Source organism: Paraburkholderia sp. J94, assembly GCF_905220285.1.
In the GTDB taxonomy this organism is placed as follows: Bacteria; Pseudomonadota; Gammaproteobacteria; order Burkholderiales; family Burkholderiaceae; genus Paraburkholderia; species Paraburkholderia tropica_A.
On record NZ_CAJMZH010000024.1, the window covers coordinates 88278 to 104374 of the forward strand.

The 16097-nt window shown below is 64.1% G+C and carries 17 protein-coding genes; 6 read left to right on the forward strand and 11 right to left on the reverse strand.

The window, feature by feature from the left end; genetic code table 11:
• Positions 1–29: 29 nt before the first annotated feature.
• From asd to leuC, 4 genes are all read right to left on the reverse strand, one after another.
• Entirely contained in the window at positions 30–1151 is a 1122-nt protein-coding gene (asd, locus tag U4Y88_RS35325; protein ID WP_224012340.1) for an aspartate-semialdehyde dehydrogenase, read from the reverse strand.
• Between the two features lie 340 nt (positions 1152–1491).
• Positions 1492–2559 carry a 3-isopropylmalate dehydrogenase gene (gene leuB, locus U4Y88_RS35330; RefSeq protein ID WP_224012341.1) on the reverse strand — a complete coding sequence of 356 codons (1068 nt, stop codon included), beginning with the start codon at positions 2557–2559 and terminating at the stop codon, positions 1492–1494.
• Positions 2560–2756: 197 nt separating this feature from the next.
• A complete protein-coding gene (gene leuD / locus U4Y88_RS35335) occupies positions 2757–3407 on the reverse strand; it encodes a 3-isopropylmalate dehydratase small subunit (protein ID WP_224012342.1) in 651 nt (216 codons plus the stop codon).
• Between the two features lie 12 nt (positions 3408–3419).
• On the reverse strand, positions 3420–4829 hold the full coding sequence (leuC, locus tag U4Y88_RS35340; RefSeq protein WP_224012343.1) for a 3-isopropylmalate dehydratase large subunit: 1410 nt from the start codon (positions 4827–4829) through the stop codon (positions 3420–3422).
• 435 nt (positions 4830–5264) lie between these two features.
• Here leuC and U4Y88_RS35345 point away from each other — a divergent pair, with 435 nt between their 5' ends.
• Both U4Y88_RS35345 and U4Y88_RS35350 read left to right on the forward strand, forming a co-directional pair.
• On the forward strand, positions 5265–6206 hold the full coding sequence (locus U4Y88_RS35345; RefSeq protein WP_224012344.1) for a MipA/OmpV family protein: 942 nt from the start codon (positions 5265–5267) through the stop codon (positions 6204–6206).
• Between the two features lie 99 nt (positions 6207–6305).
• A complete protein-coding gene (locus tag U4Y88_RS35350) occupies positions 6306–6785 on the forward strand; it encodes a hypothetical protein (protein WP_224012345.1) in 480 nt (159 codons plus the stop codon).
• 58 nt (positions 6786–6843) lie between these two features.
• Here U4Y88_RS35350 and U4Y88_RS35355 read toward each other — a convergent pair whose 3' ends face one another.
• Complete coding sequence (locus tag U4Y88_RS35355; protein ID WP_224012346.1) at positions 6844–7608, reverse strand: M48 family metalloprotease; 765 nt, start codon at positions 7606–7608, stop codon at positions 6844–6846.
• A 243-nt stretch (positions 7609–7851) separates the two neighbouring features.
• Here U4Y88_RS35355 and U4Y88_RS35360 point away from each other — a divergent pair, with 243 nt between their 5' ends.
• The 3 genes from U4Y88_RS35360 to U4Y88_RS35370 all read left to right on the forward strand — a co-directional run bounded on the left by U4Y88_RS35360 (position 7852) and on the right by U4Y88_RS35370 (position 9757).
• Positions 7852–8835, forward strand: coding sequence for a TerC family protein (locus U4Y88_RS35360; RefSeq protein WP_321789510.1), 984 nt, complete (start codon positions 7852–7854; stop codon positions 8833–8835).
• Between the two features lie 195 nt (positions 8836–9030).
• Positions 9031–9297, forward strand: coding sequence for a zf-TFIIB domain-containing protein (locus U4Y88_RS35365; protein WP_224012348.1), 267 nt, complete (start codon positions 9031–9033; stop codon positions 9295–9297).
• A 49-nt stretch (positions 9298–9346) separates the two neighbouring features.
• Positions 9347–9757, forward strand: a complete 411-nt coding sequence (locus U4Y88_RS35370) for a TerB family tellurite resistance protein (RefSeq protein ID WP_310633662.1) — start codon at positions 9347–9349, stop codon at positions 9755–9757.
• Positions 9758–9866: 109 nt separating this feature from the next.
• Here U4Y88_RS35370 and U4Y88_RS35375 read toward each other — a convergent pair whose 3' ends face one another.
• Complete coding sequence (locus tag U4Y88_RS35375; protein ID WP_065060017.1) at positions 9867–10523, reverse strand: response regulator transcription factor; 657 nt, start codon at positions 10521–10523, stop codon at positions 9867–9869.
• Positions 10524–10583: 60 nt separating this feature from the next.
• Positions 10584–11918, reverse strand: a complete 1335-nt coding sequence (locus U4Y88_RS35380; RefSeq protein ID WP_321789512.1) for a HAMP domain-containing sensor histidine kinase — start codon at positions 11916–11918, stop codon at positions 10584–10586.
• A gap of 214 nt (positions 11919–12132) precedes the next feature.
• On the opposite strand from U4Y88_RS35380, the gene U4Y88_RS35385 reads away from it, so the two are divergent.
• Complete coding sequence (locus U4Y88_RS35385; protein ID WP_321789514.1) at positions 12133–12597, forward strand: VOC family protein; 465 nt, start codon at positions 12133–12135, stop codon at positions 12595–12597.
• Between the two features lie 118 nt (positions 12598–12715).
• Here U4Y88_RS35385 and gltA read toward each other — a convergent pair whose 3' ends face one another.
• The 4 genes from gltA to U4Y88_RS35405 form a co-directional block, all read right to left on the reverse strand.
• Positions 12716–14017, reverse strand: a complete 1302-nt coding sequence (gltA, locus tag U4Y88_RS35390; protein ID WP_224012352.1) for a citrate synthase — start codon at positions 14015–14017, stop codon at positions 12716–12718.
• A 79-nt stretch (positions 14018–14096) separates the two neighbouring features.
• Complete coding sequence (locus tag U4Y88_RS35395; RefSeq protein WP_167068785.1) at positions 14097–14363, reverse strand: succinate dehydrogenase assembly factor 2; 267 nt, start codon at positions 14361–14363, stop codon at positions 14097–14099.
• A gap of 15 nt (positions 14364–14378) precedes the next feature.
• Positions 14379–15080 (reverse strand): succinate dehydrogenase iron-sulfur subunit, encoded by a 702-nt coding sequence (locus U4Y88_RS35400; RefSeq protein WP_103703222.1) that lies wholly within the window; start codon positions 15078–15080, stop codon positions 14379–14381.
• 29 nt (positions 15081–15109) lie between these two features.
• A partial coding sequence (locus U4Y88_RS35405; protein WP_321789516.1) for an FAD-binding protein occupies positions 15110–16097 on the reverse strand: 988 nt, incomplete at its 5' end.

A 16097-nucleotide genomic window follows, 5' to 3' on the forward strand; every position in this document is an offset into this window, starting at 1 on the left:
CGCGTCATTAGCCGCGTAGTTTAAATGATTCACTTGTCGAGCAGAATGCGCAGCATGCGGCGCAGCGGCTCGGCGGCGCCCCAGAGGAGCTGATCGCCGACCGTGAACGCCGACAGATACTCGCCGCCCATCGCCAGCTTGCGCAGGCGGCCGACCGGCACGGACAGCGTGCCCGTGACCTTCGCGGGCGACAGATCCTGCATCGACGCTTCGCGCTCGTTCGGCACGACCTTCACCCAGTCGTTGGCCGAGGCGAGGATGCCGTTGATCTCGTCGAGCGGCACGTCCTTCTTCAGCTTGATCGTGAGCGCCTGCGAGTGGCAGCGCATCGCGCCGATACGCACGCACAGACCGTCGACGGGGATCGACCCCGGCTGGCCCATGGCGGGCTTGCCGAGAATCTTGTTGGTTTCCGCGCCGCCCTTCCACTCTTCCTTCGACATGCCGTTGCCGAGATCCTTGTCGATCCACGGAATCAGCGAGCCTGCGAGCGGCACGCCGAACTGGCTGGTGGGCATGGCGTCGCTGTTCATGGTGGCGAGCACCTTGCGGTCGATGTCGAGAATCGCCGACGACGGGTTCGCCAGATCGGTCGCGACGGCCGCGTTCAGCGCGCCCATCTGCGAGAGCAGTTCGCGCATGTTCTGCGCGCCCGCGCCCGAAGCGGCCTGGTAGGTCATGGCCGTCATCCAGTCGACGAGGTTCTCGCGGAACAGGCCGCCGAGCGCCATCAGCATCAGGCTGACCGTGCAGTTGCCGCCGACGAAGTCCTTCTGGCCCTTGACGAGCGCGTCCTTGATGACGTTCAGGTTGACCGGGTCGAGGATGATGACCGCGTCGTCCTTCATGCGCAGCGACGAAGCCGCGTCGATCCAGTAACCGGTCCAGCCCGCCGCGCGCAGCTTCGGATACACGTCGTTCGTGTAGTCGCCGCCCTGGCAGGTGATGATGGCGTCACACTTCTTCAGCTCGTCGATGCTGTTCGCATCCTTGAGCTTTGTCTCGTTTTTGGCGAACGACGGAGCCGCGCCGCCTGCGTTGCTGGTGCTGAAAAACACCGGTTCGATCAGGTCGAAATCGCGTTCTTCCTGCATGCGCTGCATCAGCACGCTGCCGACCATGCCGCGCCAACCTACGAGACCTACGTTCATGACTAACCCTTGATTTGGACACTTCCCCGCTTCGCTCGCCCGGCGTGGCCGCGCGGGGAAGATGAGCGGGCACGACGAGCGATCAACGCGTGATGATCGTTTTCGTAATCGTTTTCGTGGTGATGGCGAGCGAAATCGCACGGGCAGTTTTATCGCCGTGGATGTTCGTAACAGTCGTGATCGGGGAGATCGTCGCCATCGGGACAATATACACGAAACAGTTAATTTGCGCGGCAAAAACCGCACTTTCCGCTATGTAGCGCGCACGTTTCAAATGCGCGCCACGAAGCGATCAAACAAAAAAGGGCACGCCAGCGACGGCATGCCCTTTCGTTCTGCTTTACAGCGCGGCGAGGACCGCGTCGCCCATCTCCGCCGTGCCGACCTTCTTGCAATCCGGCGTGACGATGTCGGCGGTGCGATAGCCTTGCTCCAGCACCTTCTTGACCGCGTTTTCGATGCGGTCCGCCTGTTCTTCGCGGCCGAGCGAGTAACGCAGCATCATCGCGGCAGAGAGGATCGTGGCGAGCGGATTCGCGATGCCCTTGCCCGCGATGTCCGGCGCCGAACCGTGCGACGGCTCGTACAGACCCTTGTTGTTCTTGTCGAGCGAGGCCGAGGGCAGCATGCCGATCGAACCCGTGAGCATGGCCGCTTCGTCCGAGAGGATGTCGCCGAACATGTTGCCCGTGACCACCACGTCGAAGGCCTTCGGCGCCTTCACGAGCTGCATGGCCGCGTTGTCGACGTACATGTGCGAAAGCTCGACTTCCGGGTATTCCTTCGAGACATCGATCATGATGTCCTTCCAGAACTGCGAGGTTTCGAGCACGTTGGCCTTGTCGACCGACGTCAGCTTCTTCTGGCGCTTTTGCGCGGCCTGGAACGCGACGTGCGCGATGCGGCGCACTTCGGGTTCCGAATAACGCATCGTGTCGAAGCCTTCGCGCGCGCCCTTGAAGAGACCGTCCGGCGACTCGCGCAGACCGCGCGGCTGACCGAAGTAGATGTCACCGTTCAGCTCGCGCACGATCAGGATGTCGAGGCCCGAGACGATTTCCGGCTTCAGCGACGACGCGCCCGTGAGTTGCGGATAGCAGATGGCCGGGCGGAAATTCGCGAACAGTTCGAGGTGCTTGCGCAGGCCGAGAATCGCTTGTTCGGGGCGCAGTGCGCGTTCGAGCGAGTCGTATTTCCAGTCGCCGACGGCGCCGAACAGGATCGCGTCAGCGGCCTTGGCCAGCGCGAGCGTGGCTTCAGGCAGCGGATGGCCGCTTGCTTCGTAGCCCGCGCCGCCAACCGGAGCTTCTTCCAGCTCGAACTTTTCGCCGAGCGCGTTGAGGACCTTGACGGCTTCCTTGACGATCTCGGGACCGATGCCGTCGCCCGGCAGCACTGCAATCTTCATTTTTTGATTCCTCGATGTGTTTCGTGTTGGGTTTGGGTTACGCGGTGGCGTGGGCTTTTGGTGGTGTGCCTGCTCTTGCGCGTTTCCTTGTTTCCGCGTCGGTCTGCATGCGTTGCCCCTGTGCAAACCGACACGAAACCAAGGAAACGCGCAAAACGCCAGCACGCCTCCCCCACAACATCCGCGTAAAAAACCGCTTAAATAACGCGATTCTTGAGCCAGGGCTGACGCACGAGCCGCTCGGCTTCGTACTGGCGAATCTTGTCGGCGTGACGCAGCGTAAGCCCGATATCGTCGAAACCGTTCAGCAGACAATAACGACGGAACGCAGCCACCTCGAACGGATATTCCTTCGACCCATCCGTCGTGCGCACGACCTGCTTATCCAGATCGATCGTCAACTGGAAACCGTTGAACGCATACGTTTCGTTGAACAGATGATCGACATCCGCTTCGCTCAGAACGATCGGCAGCAGCCCGTTCTTGAAGCAGTTGTTATAGAAAATATCAGCAAAGCTCGGCGCAATGATCGCGCGGAATCCGTACTGATCGAGCGCCCAGGGCGCATGCTCGCGCGAGCTGCCGCAGCCGAAATTCTTGCGCGTCAGCAGCACCGAAGCGCCCTGATAACGCGGCTGATTCAGCACGAAATCGGGATTCAGCGGACGCTTCGAGTTGTCCTGACCCGGCTCGCCATGGTCCAGATAACGCCACTCGTCGAACGCGTTCGGACCGAAGCCCGTGCGCTTGATCGACTTGAGAAACTGCTTCGGAATGATCGCGTCCGTGTCGACGTTCTCGCGATCGAGCGGCGCCACGACGCCGGTGTGTACGGTGAATTTTTCCATGATCGTGTTGCCTTAACCGAGCTTGCGAATGTCGACGAAATGACCTTCGATGGCAGCAGCCGCGGCCATCGCCGGGCTCACGAGGTGCGTGCGTCCGCCCGCGCCCTGACGGCCTTCGAAGTTGCGGTTCGAGGTGGACGCGCAACGCTCGCCCGGTTCCAGACGGTCGGCGTTCATCGCGAGGCACATCGAGCAGCCCGGCTCGCGCCATTCGAAGCCCGCTTCCGTGAACACCTTGTCGAGACCTTCGCGCTCGGCTTGCGCCTTCACGAGACCCGAACCCGGCACCACCATCGCGAGACGGATGTTCGGCGCCACGCGGCGACCGAGCTTCTTCACGACATAAGCGGCCGAGCGCAGATCTTCGATGCGCGCGTTCGTGCACGAACCGATAAAGATCTTGTCCGGCTGGATCGACTCGATCGGCATGTTCGGTTCGAGCGCCATGTATTGCAGCGCGCGCTCCATCGCGTCGCGCTTGACCGGGTCCTTCTCGCGCTCGGGATCGGGCACGCGGCCGTCGACCGACGTGACCATTTCCGGCGACGTGCCCCACGTGACCTGCGGGACGATGTCGGCGGCCGACAGTTCGACCACGCGGTCGAAGTGCGCGCCTTCGTCGGTGCGGAAGGTCTTCCAGTACTCGACGGCCTGGTCCCACTCCGCGGCTTGCGGCGAGAACGGACGGTTCTTCAGGTATTCGACCGTGGTGTCGTCCACGGCGACCATGCCGGCGCGCGCGCCGCCTTCGATCGCCATGTTGCAGACGGTCATGCGGCCTTCCATCGTGAGGCCGCGGATCATCGAGCCGCCGAACTCCATGGCGTAGCCCGTGCCGCCCGCCGTGCCGATCTTGCCGATGATGGCGAGCACGATGTCCTTCGCGGTGCAGCCGCGCGGCAGCGTGCCTTCGACCTTCACGAGCATGTTCTTGCTTTTCTTCTGCAAGAGCGTTTGCGTGGCCAGCACGTGCTCGACTTCCGAGGTGCCGATGCCGTGCGCGAGCGCGCCGAACGCGCCGTGCGTGGACGTATGCGAGTCGCCGCAGACGATCGTCATGCCCGGCAGCGTCGCGCCCTGTTCCGGGCCGACGATGTGCACGATGCCCTGACGCTGGTCAGTCATCTTGAACTGCGTGATGCCGAAGGCGTCGCAGTTCGAATCGAGCGTGTCGACCTGGAGCTTCGACACCGGGTCGGCGATGCCGTGGCTGCGGTCCGTGGTGGGCACGTTGTGATCGGAAACCGCCAGGTTCGCGCTGATGCGCCACACCGGGCGCTCATGCAGCTTCAGGCCTTCGAAAGCCTGCGGGCTGGTGACTTCGTGCAGCAGATGACGGTCGATATAAAGGAGCGTCGTGCCGTCGTCTTCCGTGTGGACCACATGCGAGTCCCACAACTTGTCGTAGAGCGTCTTTGCCATGATATGCGGGGAGTTAGTGACTGCGGGGGGCAATACTTTGTGAATCGATTATGCCACGCGAAAGCCGCCTCCCGCATCGCCTCGATCCAAAAAAAGCGATAAAAAACAGTGAGTTGGGTGGTAGTGTCGATACCTGTATCGGTGTTACCCGGCGTGGCGCGCGCGGCGTTTTCGTCGCGGCTTCGCCCCGGCTTCGACGTGTTTTGCGTGCGCCGTTTGTGAGCATCGCAGCGGAAGCCCTTGTTTTTCCGATTGATTTCTTGTGATTCAGCGCACGCGCGGAGGCCATGCGATACGGTGGTAGCGCCACCGTGGGTGCCACATCAGGCACGTCGTTTGCGTGATGTGCGCCGCCGCACGATCCCCGTTTCCATGGTTCCATCACACTGAACCCACGGACATGTCGCGGCCCGCACAGGCAATCACGGAGGCCTCATGCCATTTGCAACCCGTACCGCGTACAAGAAAACAAGCAGAACAAGCCTGATCCCGCGGCGGCAACCGCAGGCCAACCCGGACGCCCGGCGGCGCGGCGTGCGCCATGCGTCGCTCGCCGTGGCGGCCACCGTCTGCGTGTTCGCGATCGCGCCGCGCGCGCAGGCGCAGACGCCCTCGCCGCTCGGCGAATGGCAGTACTCCGCGGGCATCCCGCTCGAAAAGCTCTATCAGCCCGACCGGCCCGACTTCGAGGCGCGCCTCGGCGTGGGCGCGACCTTCGAGCCGCGCTACGACGGCTCGGACCGCTATCACATGATGGCCGGACCGAGCATCGACCTGCGCTACAAGGACATCCTGTTCGGCTCGACGGGCGAAGGCTTCGGCGTGAACTTCCTGCAGGGGCAGAACTGGCGTCTGAGCATCGCCGCCGCCTACGATCTGGGCCGGCGCGGCCACGACGATCCGTCGCGCCTGAACGGCATGGGCAACATCAATCCCGCGCCGCTGATGAAGATCGCGGGCGAATACGTGATTTCGAAGGACTTCCCGCTGGTGTTCCGCGGCGCGTTCACGCGCAGCTTCGGCGGCTCGAACGGCTGGACCGCCGACTTCGGCGCCTACATGCCGCTGCCGGGCAGCAGTCAGACGTTCTACTGGTTCGCCGGACCTTCGGTCACGTTCGCGGATTCGAACTACATGCAGAGCTGGTTCGGCGTGACGCCGCAGCAGGCCGCCGCATCGGGCTATCGACAGTACGACGCGAGTCCGGGCCTGAAATCGGCGGGCTTCGGCATCACGATGGTGTACTTCGTCAACAAGCACTGGTTCGTGAGCGCCGACGGCGCGATCAAGCGGCTGCTCGGCAGCGCCGCGCACAGCCCGATCGTCCAGACCAAGACCGAAGGCGTGTGCGACGTGTCGATCAACTATCAGTTCTGAGGCAAAGACGACGTAGAAATCAGAAATGGCCTAAAGAAGCCACGGACGCGTTCCAGTAAGTTCCGCATGCTTTCACCCTCTCACCACACTTGGGACAGCATGACCGACCTTCTGAACGCCCCGCCTTCGCCTTCGTCCGAAGTCCTTCGCGCATCAACGCCGCGCTTCAAACTGTTCAGCGCGCGCAGCATCGTCTTGGCGACGTTTGTGGGTTCGCCACTCGCGGGCGGCTATCTTCTGTGGCGCAACTCTTCAAGACTGGGCAACACGTCGCGCGCGTGGAACGAACTAGCCGTGACCGCGCTCGGAACGCTGGGCATGCTGCTGTTCGCCGCGACGACCGACGACTCCAATGCGCTGGCCAAAGCTTTTGGGCATGTCAGCGCGCTCATTGGCGTGTTCATCGTCGCGTTTTACACAGGCAAGACGCAGACGCCCGCCATCACTGCACACACGCAGGCAGGCGGCGAACTGGAGTCCGGGTGGAAGTCCTTCGGCGTCGCAGTGGCGGGGTTGATTGCCATGATGTTCGTGGTCTTCCTGCTCGTCGCCGCAACCACGCCCTCCTACGAGCTGTAACGTCGAACCGCGGCCAGCGCGCGCTACCCTGCCGCTGACCGCCTCGGCTAACGCCCTATCACCCTTCCTTCTTGATCCGATTCTGGATGTGCTGCGCCCGGCTCGGCGACGACGGATGCGAGCTCAGCATCGAACTCTGTCCGCCGTCCATTGCCGCGAGCTTCTGGAACGCGGTGACGAGACCTTCGCGATTCATGCCCTTCTTCGTCAGCAGATCGAACGAATAGTCGTCGGCGGCGCTTTCCTGCGACTGCGAGAACTGCGCGTTGATGAACTTCTCGGTCAGGTCGCCGAGCTGCGACGTGCTCAACGCCGACGCAACCGAATTGCCGCTCGCGCCCGCTGCCGTGCGCGCCGCGCTCACGGTATAGGCCGCCTGCATGGCCTTCTTCGAGTGGCCGAGCGCGACGTGGCCCATCTCGTGGCCGATCACCCCGCGCAGTTCGTCGTCGCTCATCTTGTCCATCAGGCCGCTATAGACGCGCACGCAGCCGTTGCCCATCGCCCACGCGTTGACGTCGCTCGTCTCGTAGACCTTGTAGTTGATCTTCTGGCCGTTCAGCGTCATGTCGCCGAAGCCGCCCATCACCTTCGTGAGACGCTTGCCGTAGGCGCTGTTCGACGCAGCCACCTTCGACTGCGCGTCGCTCGCCTTGCAGGCGTCGTTCGAGAGCGTGACGATGTCGCTGTCCGACAGCGTAGCGGCCTTGAAAAGCGTCGTGCCCGCGGACACCGCCGCATTGGGGTCCATGCTCTGCAGCGCCGAACAGCCGCTCAGCGCGATGACGAGCCCGCAAGCGAGGCCAGCTTTGATGCGTGTCATTCTCATGTCCTTTCGTTGTTGTAAGGATCGATGAATCTAGCACCGCACGGTTTCGCATAAATGCCGCGTCGGGGATGGAAGCGCCGCGCCTGGATGTCCGTCAATCCGGCGTCACTTTCGACGCCGACCCGCCCACACCAGGACGCGCCTCATTCCGCGCTCATTCCTCGGGACTAAGCTGGGCTGTTGAGCCCCTCGCGCTCGCCCTCCTCCCCACTTTCGAGGCCCAAGGACCTGCCCGCCATGCTCACGCCGATCGTTTCCGCCAGCTTTCTCGGCCAGCCCGCGTGGCTCTGGGTCGCCTTCATCGCCGTGGTGATCGCACTGCTCGTGCTCGACCTCGGCGTGCTCCATCGCGACGATCACGAGATCGGCATCCGCGAAAGCCTCTGGCTCTCGCTCGGCTATATCGCCGTGGGCGTGCTGTTCGGCGGCTTCGTCTGGTGGCAGATCGGCGCCGAGCCCGCCACCGAGTACCTCACCGGCTATCTGATCGAGAAGTCGCTCTCGCTCGACAACGTCTTCGTGATCGCGTCGATCTTCGGCGCGCTCGCGGTGCCGCGCGTGTACCAGCATCGCGTGCTGTTCTGGGGCATCGTCGGCGTGCTGGTGCTGCGCGCGCTGATGGTCGGACTCGGCGCCGCGCTGATCGCGCGCTTCGAGTGGATGCTGCTCGTGTTCGGCGTCTTTCTCGCGATCACGGGCGTGAAGATGCTGTTCGGCTCGAAAGAGGAGGCGCGCGTGGAGGACAGCCGCATCCTGCGCGCGATCCGCCGCGTGCTGCCGGTCGCGCCGCGCATCGAAGGCGGCGCGTTCGTAGTGCGGCAGGCGGATCCCGCCACCGGCAAGCTCAAGCGCTACGCCACGCCGCTGCTGGTCGCGCTGCTGATGATCGAATTCGCCGACCTGATCTTCGCAGTCGATTCGATTCCCGCGATCTTCTCGATCACGACCGATCCGTTCATCGTCTATACGAGCAACATCTTCGCCGTGCTCGGCCTGCGCGCGCTATTCTTCGCGCTCGCGGCGATGGCGCACCGTTTTTACTACCTCAAGCATGCGCTCGCGCTTGTGCTGGTGTTTATCGGCGCGAAGATCTTGCTGGTGCATTTCGTCGGCAAGATGCCGGCGCTGCTGAGCCTCGGCGTGACGGCGGCGCTGCTCGCGGGCGGCGTGCTGCTGTCGCTGATGAAGACGCGCGGCGGCGGCGTGGACGCGGCGCGATAGCGCGTTTCGGGCGCACTTCGGGCCCATCTCGGACGCGCGTTCCAGCCCGAAAACACGCTCCTCATTTTTCGCTCATTTTCGTCTGCGAGGATGAATTCCATCGGCACCGCACAACCCGCCAGCCCGCCAACGACGGCGGCGACGGCGAGGCCCAGGCGGCGCCCGATGGCCTGTCCATTCATCACGGAGCGCAACATGAAATGCCCGAACTGCCCTGACGTCACGCTTGCGATCTCGGAGCGTCAAGGTGTCGAACTCGACTACTGCCCGCAGTGCCGCGGCGTCTGGCTCGACCGCGGGGAACTCGACAAGCTGCTCGACCGCACGGCAAGCGCGCAGGCGACGCAATCGCGCCGGCTCGACGACGGTTACAGCGCGCAGCAAGGCTCGCATCACCGCGCGCATCGCGACGAGCACGCGCAGCGCCGCCGCAAGTCGTGGCTCGGCGACCTGTTCGACTAACGGCGCGGCCTGGCAACGCGACACCGACCAACCTCAAGGACATCTGACCATGCGAACCTACTCCAGCAACAGCCCGCAGGCCGCGGGCCGGATCGTCGCCATCGCCCTGCTCGCCGATGGCCACCTCAGCAGCAGCGAACTCAGCGCCGTGCATCAGGCGCGCATCGCCGACCGCCTCGGCCTCGAACCCGGCGAGTTCGGATCGATCATGCAAGGGCTCTGCGAGGATCTGCTCGTGAGCGCGCACCTGAACTGGAGCGACGCGTGCAAGCTCGACTCCGACGTCATGCAGCACGTCATGCGTGAGTTGCAGGATCCGGGGCTGCGCGCCGAGGTACTCAATCTGTGCCACGTCGCGGTCTACGCCGACCGTCACGTCGCCGATAGCGAAGCCGCGCTGCTCGCGGCGCTCTCGCGGGCGTGGCAGGCGCATCCGTGGCAGCGTCTGCTGGCTTCGTAAGCGCGCTTGCAGGTTACCCGTTTATCTGGCGCGGACGGCGCGGCCCTTCCCCCCGCGTCGCGCGCCTCGCGGCGAGCCCCCGCTCGCCGCGTTTTTCTTCAAACACGCTTCAAACGCACACCGCCCAACCGAGCCCGCGCACGTTGCGGATCACCGCATGCCCGAACTTGCGGCGCACGCTGTAAATCACGGCGTCGACGGCATTGCTCTCCACTTCCTCGCCCCAGCCGTAAAGCCGCTCCTCGATCTGCTGACGCGACAGGATCGCGCCGGGCCGTTCGAGCAGCGCGAGCATCAGCGCGTATTCGCGCGCGGAGAGATCGTCGCTCTGACCGTCGAACGTGAGTCGGCGCGCGTTCATGTCGAGCGTCACGCGCCCGCTGCCCATCGTCGATGAAGCGAAACCCGACTTGCGCCGCACCACCGCGCGGATGCGCGCGAGCAGTTCCTTGCTCTCGAACGGCTTCACGAGATAATCGTCGGCACCCAGATCGAGGCCTTCGACGCGCGTGTCCACATCGTCGCGCGCGGTGATGACGATGACCGGCGTCGTGTCGTTCGACTCGCGCAGGCCGCGCAGCACGTCGAGGCCGCTCATGTCGCCCAGGCCGAGATCGAGCAGGATCGCCGTGTACGAGCCGTCGCGGATCGCCGCGCGGCCGCTTTCGCCCGTGCGCACCCAATCGACGCTATAGGTCGCGTCCTTGAGCGCGCGCAGCAGCGCGGGCCCGATCAGCAGATCGTCTTCGATCAGCAGAATGCGCATCGCTCAGCTTCCCTCACTTTTATTCAGCATTCCTGTCGATATCACGAGTCACGGCGCACCTCACACACCCGGCAACACGATGCGCGCGACGATGCCGGTCTGGCCGTCGGCGCGATTCTCCAGCGTGACGCGTCCGCGATAGCCGTGCGCGAGCGCCTGCGCGATCGCGAGCCCGAGGCCGCTGCCTTCGGTGTCGTTCGCGCCTGCGCGGAAAAAGCGGTCGAAAATGCGCGGCAAGTCGGTTTCGGCGATGCCGGGACCGTCGTCGATCACCTCGATCGTCACGCTGCGCGCCTCACGCCGCACCGACACATCGACGCGCCCGCCCGCGTGCACATAGCGGATCGCGTTGTCGATCAGATTGCGCACCAGCACGCGCAGATCGGCTTCGGTCGCGTGCACGCTCGCCTCGTCGAGACGCTCGACGCCGAGATCCACGCTGCGCGCGTCGGCGAGCGGCAGCAGATCGGCCAGCACCTCGGTCACGAGTGGCGCGAGCGCGATATCGGCGAGCGCACGCTGCGCGCCGCCAATCTCCGCGCGCGCGAGCCCGAGCAGCTGCGAAACGAGCGCGCCCGTGCGCGCCACGCCGCGCCGCAGTTCCTCGAAGCGCTCGCGGTATTGATCGGGCGGCGCGTCGTGCAGATTGTCGATCTGCAACTGCATCGCGGAAATGGGCGAGCGCAGTTCGTGCGCGGCGTCGGCGATAAATTTGCGCTCGGTGTTCACGAGCAGCGCGAGGCGCTCGATCATGCGGTTGATCGACTCGATGAAGGGCCGCAGTTCGACGGGCGCCTTCGCCACGTCGAGCGGCTTCAGTTCGCGCAGATCGTGCAGATCGACCTGCGCCGCGCGGCGCCCGACGCGTTCAAGCGGCCGCAGCGACACGCGCACCGTCACGGCGATCGTGAACGCCAGCAGCGGCAGCAGCGCGAGCACAGGCAACAGGCTCCAGAACGCCACGCGCAGCGCGTTGCGGTTGCGCATGCTGCGCGATTCGGCGACCTGGATGTGCTCGTCGCCGGCCGCGAGCGCGAAGACGTCCCACGTCTCGCCGTCGTAGTCGATCGACGAAAAGCCCGCTTGCGCGCGCGGCAAGGCGATATCGGCGTCGCTCGTGCGGCTCGGCGCGGCGGCGTCGCCCGCCGACCAGATCTGCACCACGAAATCGTCGGAGGGACGGCGCGCGCCGTTCGCCGTGGCCGCGTGGTGGATCTGCGGCGGCGCGCCCGCCTGCACGTGCGCGGCCGCGTCGCGCAGGCTCGCGCTGAACTCGCTCGCGAGGCTGCGCACCACGAGGAAAGTGCCGAGCGCGCCGAGCAGGCCCACGACGATCGCGAGCGTGCCGATGGCGATGCTCAAACGGCGATGCAGGGAATGCGCGGCGAAGAACATGGAGCGGCTCGGCGATCTGCGCGATGCGGGCGATCGCGGCAGAAAAAGGGGACGCGTCCATCATAAAGGATTCGTGGGAGCGGGCCGTGCGGTGGGCCGCGCGCAGACAGGCACGGTGCGCGCGAGCGCCGCGCGCCGGTGCTAGATTCGTCGCACGCGGTTCGCCGCTGCAGCGCGCCGCGGCGTTCCATTCGAGGCACGACAGGAGACGATCATGAGCGATACCTCGCAACGCCCGGCCTTCGGCAGCGCCGTCTACTACCGCGACCCGCGCGCCGCGCTCGACTGGCTGGAAAAGGCGTTCGGCTTCAAGACGCAGTTCGTCGTCACGACGCCCGACGGCAAGGTCTGCCACTCCGAAATGCGCTTCCAGGACGGCTACATCATGGTCTGCGGCGAGTGGCCCGGCATGCCCTCGACGAGCCCCGCCGCCGTCGGCGGCAAGAACACGCAGTCGGTACACGTGCAACTCAAAAGCGGCCTCGACGCGCATTGCGAACACGCGCGCGCCGCGGGCGCGACGATCGTGCGCGAGCCCGACGATCAGTTCTACGGCGACCGCGTCTACGCGGCCTGCGACCCGGAAGGCCACGTATGGAGTTTCGGCGAGACGCTACGTCAGGTGTCGCGCGAAGAAGCCGAACAGGCGAGCGGACTGAAGATCGACGGCTGGATCTGAGCGGCGGATTCAAGGCCGCAAAAAAGAAAACGCCCCGGCGGGACGAACCCGGCGGGGCGTTGTGCGCTCGCCGCGCGACGCACCGTGAACGGCGCGCCGCACGAACGGGCGGCGATGCTTAGCGTTGCGAAATCGGCTTCGCTTCGCGCGGCGTGTTGCCGATGAACAGCTGACGCGGACGGCCGATCTTTTGCTCGGGGTCGGCGATCATTTCGTTCCACTGGGCGATCCAGCCCACCGTACGTGCCATCGCGAAGATACACGTGAACATCGACGTCGGGATGCCCAGCGCGCGTTGCACGATGCCCGAGTAGAAGTCGACGTTCGGGTACAGCTTGCGCGACACGAAGTATTCGTCTTCCAGCGCGATCTTTTCGAGCGCCATCGCGAGCTTGAACAGCGGATCGTCGTGCAGGCCCAGTTCGTTGAGCACTTCGTGGCACGTTTCGCGCATCAGCTTCGCACGCGGATCGTAGTTCTTGTACACGCGGTGACCGAAGCCCATCAGCTTCACGCCCGAGTTCTTGTCCTTCACCTGCTTGATGAATTCGGGGATGTTGTCCACCGAACCGATTTCCTCGAGCATGTTCAGTGCGGCTTCGTTCGCACCACCGTGCGCCGGGCCCCACAGACAGGCGATACCGGCCGCGATACACGCGAACGGGTTCGCGCCCGACGAGCCCGCCAGACGGACCGTCGAGGTCGAGGCGTTCTGTTCGTGGTCTGCGTGCAGGATCAGGATACGGTCGAGGGCGCGCACGAGCACGTCGTTGACCTTGTACTCTTCGCACGGGTTCGAGAACATCATGCGCATGAAGTTCGCGCTGTACGACAGATTGTTCTGCGGGTACACGAACGGCTGGCCGATCGAGTACTTGTACGCCATGGCGACGAGCGTCGGCAGCTTCGCGATCATGCGGATTGCCGAAACTTCGCGATGCTTCGCGTTATTGATGTCGAGCGAGTCGTGATAGAACGCCGACAGTGCGCCGACAGCCGCGACCAGAATGGCCATCGGGTGCGCGTCGCGACGGAAGCCACGGAAGAAGAACTGCATCTGCTCGTGAACCATCGTGTGCTGCGTGACGGTCTTCACGAACTCGTCCTTCTGCACCTGGTTCGGCAGCTCGCCCTTGAGCAGCAGATAGCAGGATTCGAGGAAGTCGGCGTTCTGCGCGAGGTTGTCGATCGGGTAACCGCGATACAGCAGCTCGCCCTTGTCCCCGTCGATATACGTGATCGCCGAGTTGCACGATGCCGTCGACATGAAGCCCGGGTCATACGTGAACTTGCCGGTCTGACCGTACAGTTTGCGGATGTCGATTACATCCGGGCCTTGGGTGCCCTTGTAGATCGGCAGTTCGACGCTCGGCGAATTGTCGCTGAACGATAGCGTGGCTTTTACATCAGACGGGGTCATAGCACATCCTCAATCGAAGATAAACACAGGATTCGATAGTTTGCACGTCCGGCGCGGCGCCTCCTGGCGTCACCGCGTCTCAGACGTTGCGAAGCAGCTCCAGCACCCGCTTCACGTCCGGGTCGGCAAGGTTGCCTTCTGGTTCCTTGCGTGCGAGCAGCAAGTCCATCAGGTCGTTATCGCTCAGCTCGAGCAGGCGCGTAAGTGCGCCCACGTCGGCGTCGCTGAGGTCATGCTCATAGCGGTCGAAAAAACGCTCGAAAATAATGTCGTTTTCGAGCATACCGCGCCGCGCGCGCCAACGAAGGCGCGCGCGGCGATGAGGGTCAGACTGGTGCGAGTCCATTCAATCTCGCCGTGGTCAAACCGCGCGGCGGACCATCAGTTCCTTGATCTTGCCGATCGCCTTCGTCGGGTTCAGCCCCTTCGGGCAGACGTCGACGCAGTTCATGATCGTATGGCAACGGAACAGACGGTACGGATCTTCGAGGTTATCCAGACGCTCGCCGGTGGCTTCGTCGCGGCTGTCCGCGATGAAACGGTAAGCCTGGAGCAGGCCGGCCGGGCCGACGAACTTGTCCGGGTTCCACCAGAAGCTCGGGCACGACGTCGAGCAGCTCGCGCACAGAATACACTCGTACACACCGTCGAGTTCGTCACGCTGCTCGGGCGACTGCAGACGCTCTTTCTCGGGCGGCGGCGTGTCGTTGATCAGGTACGGCTTGATCGAGTGGTACTGGTTGAAGAAGTGCGTCATGTCGACGATCAGGTCGCGCACGACGGGCAGGCCCGGCAGCGGGCGCAGCACGATCTTCGCCGGCAGGTCGTTCAGGTTCGTGAGACACGCGAGACCGTTCTTGCCGTTGATGTTCATGGCGTCCGAACCGCACACGCCTTCACGGCACGAGCGGCGGAACGACAGCGTTTCGTCCACTTCCTTGAGCTTCACCAGCGCGTCGAGCAGCATGCGCTCGTGCGTGAGGTCCAGCTCGTACGTCTGCATGCGCGGCGCCGAGTCCTTGTCCGGATCGTAGCGGTAGACTTCAAAAATACGTTTGGCCATTTCCCAATTCCTTTTGACTGGCGTGTGCCTTAGAACGTACGCGCCTTCGGCGGCACGGACTCGACGGTCAGCGGCTTCATGTGAACCGGCTTGTAATCAAGACGGTTGCCTTCGCTGAACCACAGCGTATGGCGCAGCCAGTTTTCGTCGTCGCGGTGTTCGTAGTCGCTGTGTGCGTGCGCGCCACGGCTTTCCTTACGGGCTTCAGCCGAGACCATCGTTGCCTGCGCAACTTCCACGAGGTTCGCCACTTCGAGCGCTTCGACGCGCGCGGTGTTGAACACCTTCGACTTGTCCTTCAGGTGAATGTGCTTCGCCTGTTCCACGACTTGCGCGATGTCCTTGACGCCTTCGGCCAGCAGCGCCGAGGTACGGAACACGCCAGCGTGCTTCTGCATCGAGCCGCGGATTTCGTTCGCGACGCTCTGGGCGTATTCGCCCGAGGTCGAGTTGTCGAGCTTGGCGAGGCGCGAGAGCGCGAAGTCGGCGGCGTCGGCCGGCAGCGGCTTGTGCTCTTTCAGCTCCTTCACGTGCTTGACGATGTGGTTGCCGGCCGCACGGCCGAACACCACGAGGTCGAGCAGCGAGTTCGTGCCCAGGCGGTTCGCGCCGTGCACCGAGACGCACGAGCATTCGCCCACGGCGTAGAAGCCGTTGACGACTTCTTCGTGGCCCTTCGGCGTGCCAACGACCTGACCGTTGATGTTCGTGGGGATACCGCCCATCTGGTAGTGAATCGTCGGAACGACCGGGATCGGTTCCTTGATGCAGTCGACGTTCGCGAACTTCAGCGCGATTTCGCGGATCGACGGCAGACGCTTCATGATGGTCTCGGCGCCGATGTGCGACAGGTCGAGCAGCACGTGATCCTTGTGCGCGCCAACACCGCGGCCTTCCTTGATTTCCTGGTCCATCGAACGCGAAACAAAGTCACGCGGCGCGAGATCCTTCAGCGTCGGCGCGTAACGTTCCATGAAACGCTCGCCGTTCGAATTACGCAGAATGCCGCCTTCGCCA

Excerpts from the sequence above, each read along its gene's own strand:
- U4Y88_RS35385 (WP_321789514.1), top strand. The coding sequence starts at position 12,133 with ATGAGCGATACCTCGCAACGCCCGGCCTTCGGCAGCGCCGTCTACTAC.
- U4Y88_RS35345 (WP_224012344.1), top strand. The coding sequence starts at position 5,265 with ATGCCATTTGCAACCCGTACCGCGTACAAGAAAACAAGCAGAACAAGC.
- U4Y88_RS35360 (WP_321789510.1), top strand. The coding sequence starts at position 7,852 with ATGCTCACGCCGATCGTTTCCGCCAGCTTTCTCGGCCAGCCCGCGTGG.
- U4Y88_RS35355 (WP_224012346.1), bottom strand. The coding sequence starts at position 7,608 with ATGACACGCATCAAAGCTGGCCTCGCTTGCGGGCTCGTCATCGCGCTG.
- asd (WP_224012340.1), bottom strand. The coding sequence starts at position 1,151 with ATGAACGTAGGTCTCGTAGGTTGGCGCGGCATGGTCGGCAGCGTGCTG.
- leuB (WP_224012341.1), bottom strand. The coding sequence starts at position 2,559 with ATGAAGATTGCAGTGCTGCCGGGCGACGGCATCGGTCCCGAGATCGTC.
- gltA (WP_224012352.1), bottom strand. The coding sequence starts at position 14,017 with ATGACCCCGTCTGATGTAAAAGCCACGCTATCGTTCAGCGACAATTCG.
- U4Y88_RS35375 (WP_065060017.1), bottom strand. The coding sequence starts at position 10,523 with ATGCGCATTCTGCTGATCGAAGACGATCTGCTGATCGGGCCCGCGCTG.
- U4Y88_RS35370 (WP_310633662.1), top strand. The coding sequence starts at position 9,347 with ATGCGAACCTACTCCAGCAACAGCCCGCAGGCCGCGGGCCGGATCGTC.
- U4Y88_RS35350 (WP_224012345.1), top strand. The coding sequence starts at position 6,306 with ATGACCGACCTTCTGAACGCCCCGCCTTCGCCTTCGTCCGAAGTCCTT.
- leuC (WP_224012343.1), bottom strand. The coding sequence starts at position 4,829 with ATGGCAAAGACGCTCTACGACAAGTTGTGGGACTCGCATGTGGTCCAC.
- U4Y88_RS35400 (WP_103703222.1), bottom strand. The coding sequence starts at position 15,080 with ATGGCCAAACGTATTTTTGAAGTCTACCGCTACGATCCGGACAAGGAC.
- U4Y88_RS35380 (WP_321789512.1), bottom strand. The coding sequence starts at position 11,918 with ATGTTCTTCGCCGCGCATTCCCTGCATCGCCGTTTGAGCATCGCCATC.
- U4Y88_RS35365 (WP_224012348.1), top strand. The coding sequence starts at position 9,031 with ATGAAATGCCCGAACTGCCCTGACGTCACGCTTGCGATCTCGGAGCGT.
- leuD (WP_224012342.1), bottom strand. The coding sequence starts at position 3,407 with ATGGAAAAATTCACCGTACACACCGGCGTCGTGGCGCCGCTCGATCGC.
- U4Y88_RS35395 (WP_167068785.1), bottom strand. The coding sequence starts at position 14,363 with ATGGACTCGCACCAGTCTGACCCTCATCGCCGCGCGCGCCTTCGTTGG.